Below are 14,285 nucleotides of genomic sequence, written 5' to 3'. Positions count from 1 at the left end.
CGTCTCCTTACACGTTTTTCTGATATTTGTTGCGCAGCATCACCGCAGAGATGTTCATGATGATAAGCAGTGCCAACAGAACGATAATGCCCGCAGCCGCCAATTCGTGGAAGGCCAATTGCGGTCTCGATACCCAGTTGAAAATTTGAATCGGCATGACTGTGAACTGATCCATAATGCTCTCTGGAAGGAAAGCGACAAACGTGAGGGCGCCTATCATGACAAGCGGCGCGGTCTCGCCGATAGCCCGCGACAGTGCCAGAATGACACCGGTCAAAATACTTGAGATCGCGGAAGGCAGCACTGATCGCGATACCGTCTGCCATTTCGTGGCGCCAAGCGCGAAGGATGCGTCTCTGCGCGCTTTCGGCACGGCTCGAATCGCCTCTTGAGCGGATACGATAATAATCGGCAGCACGAGCAGCGTCATCGTCAGCGCACCGGACAACAAGCTGCGCTCCAGAGCCAGCCCGCGTACGAAGATCGTCAATCCGAGAATTCCGTACACAATTGAGGGCACGCCGGCCAATGTGCTGATATTTAATTGAATCAAGCGCGTGAACGCACTCTTCTTCGCATATTCCTCCAGATAGATCGCCGCTCCTACGCCGAGTATGAAGGAGATGGGAGCCATAATGAGCACCATATAAATGGAACCGACAATGGCCGATTTCATCCCGGCTTTGGCAGCCATCCGCGACGGGTAATTCGTGAACAGCTCCAGATTGAGACGGGATAAACCGTCCATCATAATTTGAATGAGCAAGGCCATCAAAGCGATAATACCGATGGATGTTGCTATGAGAAATAAAATATGAAGCGTCATATCGACTTTACGGCGATTGCTGATTTGTTTACGGTTAGCATCTTGTAAAATACTCATTCGTTTAGTACTCCTCCCTGAACCGTCTTGCGACCCACTGAGCGACAATATTCAGCAAGAACGTAATGACAAAGAGCGTCATCCCGACGGCGAAGATCGTACCGTACTCTATCGAGCCGTGCGGCGTATCACCCATGCTGACCTGAACGATGTATGCCGTCATCGTCTGAATGCTCTCAAGCGGGTTCAACGTCAGCTGCGGTGTAGCCCCGGCTGCAACCGTCACAATCATTGTCTCTCCGATGGCACGGGAGAAGGCCAATACAGCGGAGGACACGATGCCGGAAAACGCGGCCGGAACGACAATTTTGAGCGCTACTTCAAAGCGCGTCGCACCTAGTGCGTACGCGCCATGACGCAAGCTCCGCGGCACCGCCATCATCGCATCCTCGGACAGCGACGACACCATCGGAATGATCATAATTCCAACGACAAGCCCCGCACTCAATGCGTTGAACACGCCCACATCTGGGAAGATGCTCTTAATTAACGGCGTGACGAACGACAAGGCGAAGTATCCGTACACAATTGTCGGAATACCGGCCAGCACCTCGAGCACCGGCTTGACGATTTTGCGAACGCGTGCCGGCGCATATTCGCTTAAATAAATCGCACTCGCAAGGCCGATTGGAATAGCAACGAGGCAGGCGATGACCGTCACCATCAGAGTACCGCCCAGCAGCGGCAATATACCGAACGATTTCGGTTCAATAAGCGGGCTCCATTTCGTGCCGAACAGAAATTCTGATATATTTACAGTTTTAAAGAAAGAGAATGTTTCAGAAAAGAGTGTGTATACGATCCCGATCGTGGTCAGTACCGACAGGGCTGCGCACATAAACAGCACAATCGGAACGATTTTGTCCGATATATGCGCTCTTTTGTTTTTAAAGGACATCGTTGTCTCTTGTTGCGGGAGATTACCCTGCATCGTCTTAACCTCTCTTTACTTCTTTTACAATTCGTTAACATTATCTTCGTGAAAATGTGATGTCCCAAACCTTCCGTATGGAGAGACATCACATTTGCTGCAGGTTGTATGATGCTAGTCTTACGTGCATTCACATACATTTAGACGAATCTAATTATTTCAACTTGCTCAATTGCTCGTCATATCTTTCTTGTGGAAGTGCTACATAGCCGACTTCTTTGGCGATGCTGCCGACATTTTGCAAGTAATATTCAACGAATGATTTCACTTCTGCCTTCTCCATGTGCTTCTTGTTCACATAGATGAGCAATGGACGGGACAATGGCGAATAGCTGCCGTCTTTAATCGTGTCTTGGGAAGGCGCTACTGTAGCAGTACCGTTGTCTACCGGGATGAGCTTCAGCTTGTCTTGGTTCTCTTCGAAGTAGGAATATCCAAAATATCCGATAGAGTTCTTGTCGCCTGCGACTCCTTGTACAATGGCGTTCGTGTCTGCGCTGAACGTCACTTGCTTGTCATTGCGGCTTTCTTGCGCTTTGCCATTGATTTCTTCGGTGAAGTAGTCAAATGTTCCATGGTTGGCATCTGGCGAGTAAATTTTAATTTCTTCATTAGGCCAGCCTGCACGCACGTCCGCCCACGTCTTCACTTTAGAATTCGGTTCGTAAATTTTCTTCAATTCATCGATTGTAATTTTGTCGACCCAATCGTTGTCTTTATTGACGACAATCGACAAACCATCGTAGGCAACCATCAATTCCAAGTACTCAATGCCTTTTTCCTTCGCAGAAGCTGCTTCTTTCTCCTTAATCGGACGGGAAGCGTTGCTGATAGCCGTTTCGCCATTAATGAAGCGTTTGAAGCCGCCGCCGGTGCCCGACGTTCCTACCGATACGCGTACTTCGCCATGCTCTTTGCCGAATTCCTCAGCCATTGCTTCCGTAATCGGATATACTGTGCTGGAACCGTCTATATCAATCGTTCCGGACAACTTCTCAGGGCTTGCTGTTTCCGATGTCGAACCGTTCGTCGTATTTTCTGTTGCTGTGTTTCCAGAGTTAGCGCTCGTATCTTCTTTTTTGCCTCCGCATGCCGCCAGCACTACGGTTAACGCTGCAACAAGCGTTAGCAGCATGATTTGTTTTCCCCATTTTTTCAAGTGTATCCACTCCTTTTGATTGGTTCGCTTTTTTAATCATTTCGTTTTTTCGTTTTCGTCTTACACTTTGTATCTTAAAGCTTGTTTGTTAAGCCTGTTTTTGTATTTTGTAAACGCAGTGTAAAATATTTATGGACGGTCTGACATTGTCGTTAATTGTCTGTGCGCATCATGTGCGGTATCTAACATGCGCATCGCATAAGCATCCGCTTGCTCCAACCTGTGGCGGTTGTCCACGATCGCCCGGGACAGCTGCTCAAATTGCTTGACTGCGGTCGTAAGGCCCGATAAGGTCGTTTGCACTTCCTTATTCGTATGCTCGCTTGCTTGAATCGTTAGATTTAAAGCGTCTGTCATCTGATTGAGCGTAGCTTCAATTTGTCCGGTTGCTGACTTGGTGAGCGCAGCCAGCTTCCGCACTTCTGACGCCACCACTTGAAATCCTCTGCCGTGCTCACCGGCACGCGCCGCTTCTATAGAAGCATTTAACGCGAGCATATGGCAGGAGTCGGACCAACTTCGGATGACACCGACCGCTTGAGCCACCGCTTCAGTATGCTCCTTCAGCAGCTTCGTCTGCTGCGCTTGTCCGCCCACCTCTGCGACGACCTGATGAAATGAGGCAGCTACATTGTCGAGCACCGTCTTTCCTGTCGTCGTTTCTTCTATCATTCGGTCGGCATGCCATTTCCCGTCTGCCGCCGCTTCGCGAACATGCTCCGCCTCATTGCGAATCGTATCGAGCGCTCTGAGCGTCGAAGAGACCACTTCCTTTTCCTTGCGTTTGGAATTCGTACGGATTCGACTGGACAATAGCGATAACTGCTTCGAGGAAAGAATGCCGGTATACTCTTGATTGCGGGTGAAGACAATGCTGTCATACATCCGCTCTTCCGGCCGCGCCGCTGCAAGATCCAACAATTCTCCCGTATCCGTCCCCCACTCTACGATCAATGCATTACCATCCATAAGCCGCGTAATCGGCTTCTCATAGAACAATGCCGGCGAGAAGCGTTTGCTCATAAATTCATGGAATCGTTCCCGCATGACGATGCCAATCGGCTGCTGCCTATCGTTCCCTACTATGAGACACAGAAGGAAAGGATCGCGGCGAAATCGATGTTCCGCTTCTTCAATCGTCGTGCCCGCTTGAATAATGGGTGCTTGTCGTATGAGGTCATCATATTCGTTTGTTACGAGCCGCTGTTGCGGTTCCTCTTGAGTTCGCTGGGTCGTACCAACCTTCGTTATCATGAAGCTTCACCCCTACTATAGTCCTGAATTCCGCCCTAAGTCCCAATGTAGCACGGGATTGTAAATGTTCTGTTTTGTAAAAGTTAAGATATTGTAAATCATCTCTGTTTGTGAAATAACGAGCTTTATTTTACATTTATTGTTCGAATTAGGTATAGACAAACTTTTGTAACATCTTGTTCATCACCCATTCACATTTGTTGTGAAATGAATCACATTATTTGTTTAATATATAAATAAGCAATGATATAGATCACAATTTAAGGCGGAACCGCTCATTTTTATTAACAAATCGAAGGAGGTTTCGTGATGGAATCCGATAACAAACAAGCCGATCGAATAAGAAAACAGGAAAAGATGCTCATTATCGTCAGTTTTGCGGTAGGCGCCATCATGCTCTTATCTTTTATCCGACGCTTCTTTTAAAAAGTCCCGTTAATCACGAAGTATTCCAAGAAGCGGCGCAATTAAGCGTTCATTCATTGTTCATTGAGGAGTGATAGAGAACATGTTCAACTACGATCCAGTCCTGTTCAGCCGTATTTTGACGGGACTTACGCTGTTTGTGCACATTATTTACGCCACGATTGGCGTCGGTGTGCCGCTCATTATCGCTCTTGCCGAGTGGATAGGCATCAAGCGAAATGATCCGCACTATCTGTTGATGGCACGCCGTTGGGCACGCGGATTCACCGTGACGGTTGCCGTTGGCGTCGTTACCGGTACAGCTATTGGCCTGCAGCTCAGTCTGTTATGGCCGAACTTCATGCGTGTTGCCGGTCAAGCCATCGCACTGCCACTGTTCATGGAGACATTCGCGTTCTTCGTAGAGGCGATTTTCTTGGGGATTTACTTGTATACCTGGGATCGCTTCAAAAACCGGATGGTTCACTTCCTGCTGCTTATCCCGGTTGCCATTGGCTCTTCCGCATCGGCGTTCTTCATTACTACCGTGAACGCATTCATGAATGCGCCGCGCGGATTCGATATGGTAGAAGGTCAAATGACAAATATCCAACCGCTGCTCGCCATGTTCAACCCGGCTATGCCGACGAAGGTCAGCCACGTGCTCGTCACGGCATACGTCACGTCCGCCTTTCTGCTGGCGGCGATTGCAGCGATTGCGATGCTGCGCGGCCGCAATCATACGTACTACAAGAAGGCGTTGCGTCTGACGATGACTTCGGCGCTTGTCTTTGCGCTTGCTTCCGCCCTTATTGGGGATTTGTCCGGAAAATATTTGCATGAATATCAGCCCGAGAAGCTCGCGGCGGCCGAATGGCACTTTGAGACGACAGATAAAGCATCGCTCATTCTCGGCGGCATTTTAACGGAAGAGAATGAAGTCAAATTTGCAATCAAAATTCCATTTGCGCTCAGCATTCTGGCTGGAAGCACACCGGATACGGTTGTGAAAGGCTTGAACGAAGTTCCGCCAGACGAGCTTCCGCCGCTGCGGCCAACGCATTATTTCTTTGATTCCATGGTGTTCATTGGTATCTATTTGACGCTTGTCGCACTCTGGTACGTCATATGGCAACGCCGGAAGCGCAAGACAGGCAAGCCGATTAGCCGTATGCTGCTCTGGGCCATCGTCATTGGCGCGCCGCTGGCGGTTATGGCTATCGAATCCGGTTGGATGTTCGCGGAGATCGGCCGTCAGCCATGGATTTTATGGAAGGTCATGACGGTAGCCGAAGGCGCGACGACATCGAACCACGTCGATACGATGCTATGGCTGTTCGCCTTGCTCTATGCCGTACTTACTCTGACCGCGATTAGAGTCCTGATCCGGATGTTCAAGGACAATCCTGCAGAAGAGGAAATTGCTGCGCTCGGGATTGAAGGAGGCACGAAGATATGAGTTACGAACTGCTAGGAATTACGGTGCTTTGGATATTTCTGTTCGGCTATCTCATCGTGGCGTCGATTGATTTCGGCGCTGGATTTTTCAGCTATGTAAGTTCCATTACAGGCAAGCGCCATATTATCAACAATGTCATCGAACGCTATTTGTCTCCGGTCTGGGAAGTGACGAACGTCTTTCTCATCTTCTTCTATGTCGGACTGGTCGGATTTTTCCCGGATGCCGCTTATTACTACGGTACGGCACTGCTTGTCCCGGGAAGCTTGGCGACAATACTGCTGGCGATTCGCGGTTCTTATTATGCGTTCAGCACATACGGCTTCAAGAACAACCGTGTCTATATGTTCTTGTACGGTGTCAGCGGATGGCTCATCCCCGCGGCATTGTCGACGGTGCTGGCCGTCTCGGAAGGCGGATATATTACGGAACAGGGAGGCTCCATCACATTCGCCTTCGGGAAACTGTTTACGAACATTTATCCGTATTCCGTTATCCTGCTTGCCCTCGTGAGCGTGTTGTACATTTCAGCTATGTTCTTGACATACTACGCTGCGAAAGCAGAGGACAGCGCAGCGCTCGAAGTCGTGCGCAAATATGCCTTATTCTGGTCTACACCGACGATTCTGGCTAGCTTGTTCGTATTCTATGCGATTCGAGGACATAACTTAGATCACTTTAACAACATGGTGTCGAATGCATGGATGTTCATTCTGTCGTTCTTGTTCTTCCTCATTGCAGTCTTCTGCGTCTGGAAACGCCGCAATTATGGCTGGGCGTTCGCTTGCGTCGTTCTGCAGTTCGGATTCGCCTGGTTCGGTTACGGAAAAGCCCATCTGCCATATGTGCTTTATCCGTACGTCAACATCCACGACAGCATTACGAATCCTTCGATGGCGACCGCGCTAATCGTCGTATTCATACTGGGCTTGCTTATACTGATACCGTCATTGTTCTTGCTGCTTCGCTTGTTCCTGTTCGATGCGAACTATGTGAAAGGCAACAAAACCAAGGCTTAAAGGAGGATTCGGCAATGGAGAACTTTCTTATTTTCTACGCCCCGCTGATCATCGTGGCCTTGTCCATCGGATTCGTATTCTGGTGGGGCGCCCGCGTTAAGACGGATGAGGAGTAAACAGGCTAGCGCATTGGCCCGTGCGTGCGCCTTTTGCAACGAAGACTGACTTTATAACGGCAACAGCCCTCGCGAAGAGAATTCGCTGAGGGCTGTATTTTTATGAGGATTCTATAGCTCCTGTTCAAGCGTTGCTTGCTGCCGCAAATGATGGCGGAGGTGCATTTCAATCAGCTGAAACCATTCCAGCGCGTTTAAATAACCGAGCTTTGGATGCTTGACTTTCCGATTCCCGGGAATCTCATGCAGCTTCGCCGCCCACGATTGTGCCTGCTCCCACACCTTTTCCAAGCCTTCTGCCAGCTGTTCCTTGCTCTCCGGCTGAGACGGCGTATATTGCGGTGAATCCGGAACTTTGATTTTGATTGGCGGAAAAGAGCCCATTTGAAAAATTCGCTGCCCGTCTTCGCTCTTTCCTTCTGCCGTATCCGTTGATTCTGCTTCGGCGCACTTGGCAATCGCGCCGATCTGCATGAACATAGCCGATTGAATCAGGTGATTGTACATTTGTCCGAGCGACCACTGATCATCGTTTGCCTTATAACGCAGCTGCTCGATCGTATATGGATCAAGTCCATTCCGATACTGTTCTACGAGCGCTCCGATGTTTTCTAATCCTTCAAGCGATTGCCGATTTTCTGCCATGACTATATCCCTCTTTCTGTTGGTTATACATACATCATAAAAGATAGCTCCTGACAACCTTATGTCAGGAGCGCGGAAGTCATGTATACTTTTTGGAGCGCGGCAATTTCCTCCTCGATTCGCTGGACCAAAGACGCTGGTTCCAGCACCTTCGCACGATGCCCCCAGCCAAGAATCCAGCTTAGCACCTCATCCTCGCGACGGACAAGCAAGGTCACGAGAAGCCGCTCTGCCTGCTCTACATACGAATCGATATAGAAATATCGAGAAGCCAACACCTGTGGCGCAATATCAAGCGTGAAACAAACCCGAACTTGAACGGTTCGATCATTCTCCTTCTTATATGCTGTCAGAGAAAAGCTCGGATCTCGCAGAAACTTCTCTTCCGTCGGCAGCAAAGCTCCGATGCGGCCGAGACGAAAATGACGCATATCCTGCCGAAGCTCGCAATACGCAACGAGCACCCATCCGCCTCCAACATATATAAGTCCATACGGATGAATCTTTCTGCGGGTCGACGACAAGTCGCCGTCGCGGCCGCTGCGCTTCCCATGGTAATCGATTTGCAGCACGCGATTCTCCTGGACGCCTTCACGAATCATTCCGAAGAGGCGCGTATCCGCCTCTATATCTTGACCGTGCAATGCCGAAGACTCTGCGTAAGGGGCAGGCAAAATCCGTACCTGTTGACGCAGCTCATCCACCTGAGCTCGCTGACTGCTGCTCAGCAACGCCTCGATTTTGCGATGAGCCGTGCGAGCATGCTCCTTCCATGGAGAATAGAAAATCGATTCCACCAGTTCCCCGCCGCAAAGCAATAGAATTGCTTCCTCGGGCAGCAACGACACTGGCGGCAGAAAGTAGCCTTCCATTAAAGAGTAGCCTTGTCCCGGCACCGCGCAAATCGGAACCCCTGCTTCCGACAGCGCCAGCATGTCCCGATATACCGTTCTTACACTAATTTCAAACTGTTCCGCTAAATCCTCTGCTCGGCACAGCTTCCTGCTGCGAAGTTCGAGAAGCATAGCGAGCAACCGATCCGTCCGATTCATCGCATCACCTTTTTACATCTGATATAACCTTATGATAACCTGAATCACCTTATGGCTCCAGCTTGTACATCCACTATGGTTCGCGCACTGCGGCACTAATACGCCCTTTCACTCGTGCTGCGTCGCATTCTGGCTGACGGTGATTCGCTTCACTCGCCCCTTTGCTTCGTTCTCCCCTTCCATCAGAAGACGGCACACCAAGGACGATTCTGGCTCACTGCTGTTGTCGGCCGCTTCATGGCAGGGTTTCTATACGAAACGGCATGTATCATTTCTTCCGTCGTTACCATTCCTGACTATGCGGGAGAATGGACATAAGGGCCATTGCACAAAGGTCCGTTAACAATATTCTCGTTTTAAAAAAGAGGCAGCCATTCTGAATGAAGGGGAGAGTGAGGCAAGAGATATTACAGGCAGATTTGCTCCAGGGAAGGGACAAGGGGCAGCTCCAAGACCAGAGACGTATTCTCCCCATTATCTAATAGAAGTAAAAAAGCTCCTTCGCGAGAAGGAGCCTGTTATTATAATCCGAATCTATGGATGTGGCACTTACACCGTCTGCTTCTTCTGGACAACCAGCTTGTAGCCAACTCCGCGTATCGAATCAATCTGCACAGATTGCTGATTCATCTCCAGCTTCTTACGCAGAGAACTGACATGCACATCCACCGTTCGCTGCCCGCCAATATAGTCAAATCCCCACACAGCATTCATCAAATCATCCCGTGTGATAACCGTCCCTGGACGCTGGACGAGATAGAGCAACACTTCAAATTCTTTCGGACGCAATGGAATTAGATCACGGTGCAGCGTCACCTCGTATTTCTCCGGATAGATGCGTAAATCGCCAAGCACGATTACTTTATCATCGCCCTCTTCATCCATCGCATTGGCCGGAGCATCGTTAGATGTGCGGCGGAGCACAGCTCCAACACGTGCAAGCAGCTCGGCCACTCCGAACGGCTTCGTAATGTAGTCATCCGCTCCATACTTGAGTCCTTGCACTACTTCTTCCTCTGCATTGCGCGCGGTCAAAATAATGACCGGTGTCCGAACCCCTGCCTGTCTTGCCTTGGACAATACTTCAAAGCCATTCATGCCAGGAAGCATGATGTCCAGTATAATAAGATCGAATTTGCGGTGAAGGGCCATTTGCAGTCCTTGGGTACCATGGTCAACCACAGTCGTCTCATAGCCTTCTAATGTTAAGTTGTACGACAGCAGCCGTGCAAGTGTTGGTTCATCTTCAACAACTAATACTTTAAGCTCAGACATAACTATTCCTCCGAAAGTCGATTCACTTCATCGTTCTCGTCTTTCTTCATCGTATCTCAACATTATCCTAACATATTTTTAACGATGTCGACCAGTTTTTTTGAAACCAGCTGCAAACAACATGAAAACACCTGTATTCTCTTTCATGCCGTATACACGCCTCACCTGACTAACTCATTGCATTGGATGGCGGCAGCATATCCTGTAGTACCGGAAGTTCAATGGTAAACGTCGTGCCTACGCCCAATTCACTTACCACGGAAATGGCCCCATGATGGGACTCAACTAAGTGCTTCACAATGGACAACCCCAATCCCGTCCCGCCTGAACTGCGGGAGCGCGCTTTGTCCACCCGATAGAACCGTTCGAAGATGCGTGGCACATCTTTTTTAGGTATTCCGATTCCCGTATCCGCAATCGTGATTTGGATGCGTTCCGCCTCCCCCTGCTCGTTATGCTGGACAGACGCTGCGGTTACCTTGACGTGCCCGCCTTCCGGGGTATAGTTAATCGCATTGGACAGCAGATTGAGCACGATCTGGCGGAAGCGATCTTCATCAGCTTCTACGTATAAGTCTTGCTCTGCTTGCAGGTGAATATCAATCCGTTTCTTCTCCGCTTCCTTCTGCAGCATTTCCACTGTCTGCTCCAAGAAGCTGTCGACGTGCACCGGCGAGAACTGCAGCGGCACCCGCTTCGATTCAATTTTGGATAATTCAAGAATATCTCCGATAAGACGGTTTAACCGTTCGCTCTCATCATGAATGATTTGTAAGAAGGTTTTTGCAATTTCCGGATCGTTCATTGCCCCGTTCATCAGCGTTTCCGCAAAGCCTTTCACTGCTGCTATCGGTGTCTTCAATTCATGCGATACGTTGGCGACGAACTCGCTTCGCATTCGCTCCAAGCGACGAATTTCGGATACGTCCTGCATGACAAGAAGAATACCTGCCCATTCGCTATCAGTGAAATAGATAGGCACGACACTGACATCGAGCAGCCGCTCCTCCGGATAGTAAATCGTAATTTCATCATGCCGCAAAAGCTTTCGTTCCAATACTTCGGCTGTCATATGCAGCAGTTCGTGCGGAGCGTGCACGTCCTGGAACGATCGACCAAGCCATTCAATGCTCTTCACGCCGAGAATATGCTCCGCTTTCCGGTTCAACAGGGCGACTTGACCTTCCGCATCAATCATGACGATGCCGTTGATCATATGCTCCATCACCGTTTGCAGCCGGCTTTCCTTTTCACGAATTTGCGTCATCTGAATTTGGAGGCTGTCTGCCATCGCATTGATGGCCGATCCAAGCTGGCCTATCTCGTCTTTGCCGACAGCTTGGGCTCGAGCTTTATAATCCATATGGGCGAAACGAAGGGCGACACGCGTCATATTCTCAATCGGACGCGTCAAATTATAAGCGATACGGTAGCTGACGAGCACGGCGACCACAAATAATGCAGCCAGTCCGAGCGCCAAATAAGCCCACAGTTCACGTACGCTCACCTCTACATCCTCAAGGCTCATCGCCAGCCGAATATAGCCTTCGAAATTGGGAGTGTGCACCGGACTCGCCACATATAGCATGTTCTGCTTCAGTGTGTCACTGTAGCGTTTATTTGAGCCCAAGCCTTCTTGGTGAGCAGCGGCAATCTCCTCGCGGGCAAGATGGTTATCCATGTTGGCTGCGTTATGATCCGAATCTCCCACGACCGTTCCGTCCGCCAGTATAAAGGTGACACGGGCAGCAGCGCTTTCGTGCAGCTTACGGGCCCAACTGCTGTAATATTCAACCATGTCGGTTGCATCGTTTCCGCGCTGCCATACAAGCGTCTGTTCAATGAGCTTGATTTCCCGGGACATATTTTGCTCCAACTGCCGGATATGGCTTTCTTTAAAGGAAGACGCCATATAAATGCCCGCCGTCAATACAGAAATGCCGATTAGCAGCACAAAAATAAGGGTCAAACGCGTGCGAAAGCGTGACATGCTCATCTCTCCACTCCATCTGTCTAAGTTTCTTATCTACGTATTCATCGTACTTATCGCGCTTCGGTTTGGCTAGATGGTAGTATATTAAGCTTTTGTAAAAACCGTTAAAACAATGATGGGTTGGCGAAATTCTCCCGCAATGTCTCGCCTCCCGCAGCCGAGTCCCATCACGAACGTAACGAGCCCGAACAGTCAGGGAATGAGCCAGATAGAGGAAATCAGCATTTCATTAAAAAGAACCCCCAGCATCAGACTGCCGGGGACAAGAATAAACATATAACGTTCGAACCAATCATTTATTTGTAATCCAAGCGAAGGCTTGCCACTCATATGAATACAGGCTCCTTCAATTGAGCCAGCTTCTCGAACGAGTCGCGATCGACGTCCGCATGCAGGCTGTTGCCGTGCGCATCCATCGTTACGATCGCTGCGAAGCCTTCGACCTGCAAATGCCACATTGCTTCCGGAATACCAAATTCGATGAAGTCCACACTATTTACCTTCTTGATGCATTCCGCGTAATATTGAGCTGCACCGCCAATCGCATTCAAATATACCGCGCCGTGTTCACCGAGCGCCGCCAACGTCTTTGCGCCCATGCCGCCCTTGCCGATGACTGCACGGATGCCGAACTTCTTGATGATATCGCCTTGATAAGGCTCCTCCCGGATGCTAGTCGTCGGTCCAGCCGCTTTTACATGCCAGCCTTCTTCATCCTTCAGCATGACTGGACCGCAGTGATAAATGACCGCGCCGTTCAAGTCCACCGGAGCCTCATGATCCATTAAGTGCTTGTGCAGCGCGTCGCGGCCGGTATGCATCTCGCCGTTAATAATTACGACGTCACCGACACGGAGCGAACGAATCGCCTCTTCCGTGATTGGCGTCGTCAGCACGATTTGCCGGCTTTCATTGCCTGTGTCAGCTGCCTTGGCTTGTCCGTTCGCAGCTGTAGCAGCCGACTCTTGCATTTCTACTTCCGTGCCGCGCTCATACACCCATTCTTGAATCTCGCCGGTCGTGCTGTCGATGAGGACGCCTTGACGGCGGAATGCCCAGCAGTTATATGCTACTGATACGAAAAAGCTGGCCGGCAGCCTGTTCATGACGCCAATCTTGCAGCCCAGCAGCGTTACTTCACCGCCGAAGCCCATCGTTCCAATGCCGAGCTGATTCGCTTTATCCATCACATAATATTCCAGATTATGCAATTCTGAAATCGGGTTCGTATCCTCAACCTTGCGGAACAGCTGCTGCTTCGCCAATTCGTACCCAGTCGTGCGGTCGCCGCCGATGCCGACGCCGATAAACCCGGCGCTGCAGCCTTGGCCTTGCGCTTGATATACCGCATGCATGATGCATTTGCGGATGCCGTCCAAGTCGCGTCCGGCTTTGCCCAGCCCCTCCAGCTCCGCCGGAAGGTTATATTGGATATTTTTATTTTCGCAGCCGCCGCCCTTTAAGACGAGCCGCACCTCAATCATATCTTTGTCCCATTGCTCGAAATGGATGACCGGCGTTCCCGGTCCCAGGTTATCCCCGCTGTTCGACCCTGTAAGCGAATCTACCGAATTCGTGCGCAGCTTGCCCTCCTTCGTCGCGCGGCTAATCGCCTCGCGGATTTGCTCCTTCATCACGAGTTGGTTCGCACCGACTGGCGTATGCACGATAAAGGTCGGCATGCCCGTATCTTGGCAGATAGGCGACACGTTGTTTTCCGCCATCTTAATGTTGCGCGCAATCGTGCTTAGCGACAGACCCGAACGGGTTGCGGCATCTTCGCGCTCCTGCGCCCGTGCAATGGCCCGGCGAACATCCCCTGGCAGGTTCGTCGAAGTCTCTACAATCAGCTCATACACACTCTGTAAAAACGATTTCATAATTAGACGTAGCTCCTCTCATCGCATGTCATGTCCCGGAAAACGATTGATCATGATGCGAAGTCTGGTTGCGGCGGGAACGAGGCAATGCACGTATCATTTATCTATGACGACAATCACATCTCAATAGTAATATAATAACATAAGAGCACAATTTCTTCGAAGCATTTTCCAATCAGAGCGACCTTCGGCCCACTTTGGAAACACTATTTAT

General features: G+C 50.0%; 13 protein-coding genes. 3 read left to right on the top strand and 10 right to left on the bottom strand.

Translation table 11 applies throughout. The annotated features are described in order from the left end of the window. Positions 1-7: 7 nt before the first annotated feature. The 4 genes from pstA to A372_RS0120700 form a co-directional block, all read right to left on the bottom strand. Positions 8-883 carry a phosphate ABC transporter permease PstA gene (pstA, locus tag A372_RS0120715; protein ID WP_019422815.1) on the bottom strand — a complete coding sequence of 292 codons (876 nt, stop codon included), beginning with the start codon at positions 881-883 and terminating at the stop codon, positions 8-10. 4 nt (positions 884-887) lie between these two features. Beyond that, complete coding sequence (pstC, locus tag A372_RS0120710) at positions 888-1,814, bottom strand: phosphate ABC transporter permease subunit PstC (RefSeq protein WP_019422814.1); 927 nt, start codon at positions 1,812-1,814, stop codon at positions 888-890. A gap of 154 nt (positions 1,815-1,968) precedes the next feature. Beyond that, positions 1,969-2,973: a PstS family phosphate ABC transporter substrate-binding protein gene (locus A372_RS0120705; RefSeq protein ID WP_019422813.1), complete on the bottom strand. Its 1,005-nt coding sequence runs from the start codon at positions 2,971-2,973 to the stop codon at positions 1,969-1,971. A gap of 129 nt (positions 2,974-3,102) precedes the next feature. Further along, positions 3,103-4,227: a methyl-accepting chemotaxis protein gene (locus A372_RS0120700; RefSeq protein WP_019422812.1), complete on the bottom strand. Its 1,125-nt coding sequence runs from the start codon at positions 4,225-4,227 to the stop codon at positions 3,103-3,105. Between the two features lie 508 nt (positions 4,228-4,735). On the opposite strand from A372_RS0120700, the gene A372_RS0120690 reads away from it, so the two are divergent. Genes A372_RS0120690 through cydS form a run of 3 tightly spaced genes read left to right on the top strand, consistent with a single transcriptional unit; the run spans position 4,736 to position 7,226 of the window. Further along, complete coding sequence (locus tag A372_RS0120690; RefSeq protein ID WP_019422810.1) at positions 4,736-6,091, top strand: cytochrome ubiquinol oxidase subunit I; 1,356 nt, start codon at positions 4,736-4,738, stop codon at positions 6,089-6,091. Continuing rightward, entirely contained in the window at positions 6,088-7,110 is a 1,023-nt protein-coding gene (locus A372_RS0120685) for a cytochrome d ubiquinol oxidase subunit II (RefSeq protein WP_019422809.1), read from the top strand. Before A372_RS0120690 ends, A372_RS0120685 begins: the two co-directional genes overlap by 4 nt. Positions 7,111-7,124: 14 nt before the next feature. Beyond that, a complete protein-coding gene (gene cydS, locus A372_RS39630) occupies positions 7,125-7,226 on the top strand; it encodes a cytochrome bd oxidase small subunit CydS (protein WP_019422808.1) in 102 nt (33 codons plus the stop codon). A gap of 111 nt (positions 7,227-7,337) precedes the next feature. Here the strand turns inward: cydS and A372_RS0120675 are convergent, their stop codons facing one another. From A372_RS0120675 to A372_RS0120645, 6 genes are all read right to left on the bottom strand, one after another. Beyond that, positions 7,338-7,871, bottom strand: coding sequence for a DinB family protein (locus A372_RS0120675; RefSeq protein WP_019422807.1), 534 nt, complete (start codon positions 7,869-7,871; stop codon positions 7,338-7,340). A gap of 59 nt (positions 7,872-7,930) precedes the next feature. Next, positions 7,931-8,923, bottom strand: a complete 993-nt coding sequence (locus A372_RS0120670; protein ID WP_019422806.1) for a helix-turn-helix transcriptional regulator — start codon at positions 8,921-8,923, stop codon at positions 7,931-7,933. A gap of 549 nt (positions 8,924-9,472) precedes the next feature. Then, the gene (locus A372_RS0120660) at positions 9,473-10,198 is read right to left on the bottom strand and encodes a response regulator transcription factor (RefSeq protein ID WP_019422804.1); all 726 of its coding nucleotides are present in this window, start codon (positions 10,196-10,198) and stop codon (positions 9,473-9,475) included. Between the two features lie 169 nt (positions 10,199-10,367). Beyond that, positions 10,368-12,188, bottom strand: a complete 1,821-nt coding sequence (pnpS, locus tag A372_RS0120655) for a two-component system histidine kinase PnpS (protein ID WP_019422803.1) — start codon at positions 12,186-12,188, stop codon at positions 10,368-10,370. A 195-nt stretch (positions 12,189-12,383) separates the two neighbouring features. Further along, on the bottom strand, positions 12,384-12,521 hold the full coding sequence (locus tag A372_RS37525) for a hypothetical protein (RefSeq protein ID WP_019422802.1): 138 nt from the start codon (positions 12,519-12,521) through the stop codon (positions 12,384-12,386). After that, a complete protein-coding gene (locus tag A372_RS0120645) occupies positions 12,518-14,071 on the bottom strand; it encodes a fumarate hydratase (protein WP_019422801.1) in 1,554 nt (517 codons plus the stop codon). Before A372_RS0120645 ends, A372_RS37525 begins: the two co-directional genes overlap by 4 nt. Positions 14,072-14,285 lie beyond the last annotated feature (214 nt).

Source organism: Paenibacillus sp. OSY-SE, assembly GCF_000283315.1.
GTDB classification, from domain to species: domain Bacteria; phylum Bacillota; class Bacilli; order Paenibacillales; family Paenibacillaceae; genus Paenibacillus_B; species Paenibacillus_B profundus.
This window is presented reverse-complemented; position numbering and strand designations above follow the sequence as displayed.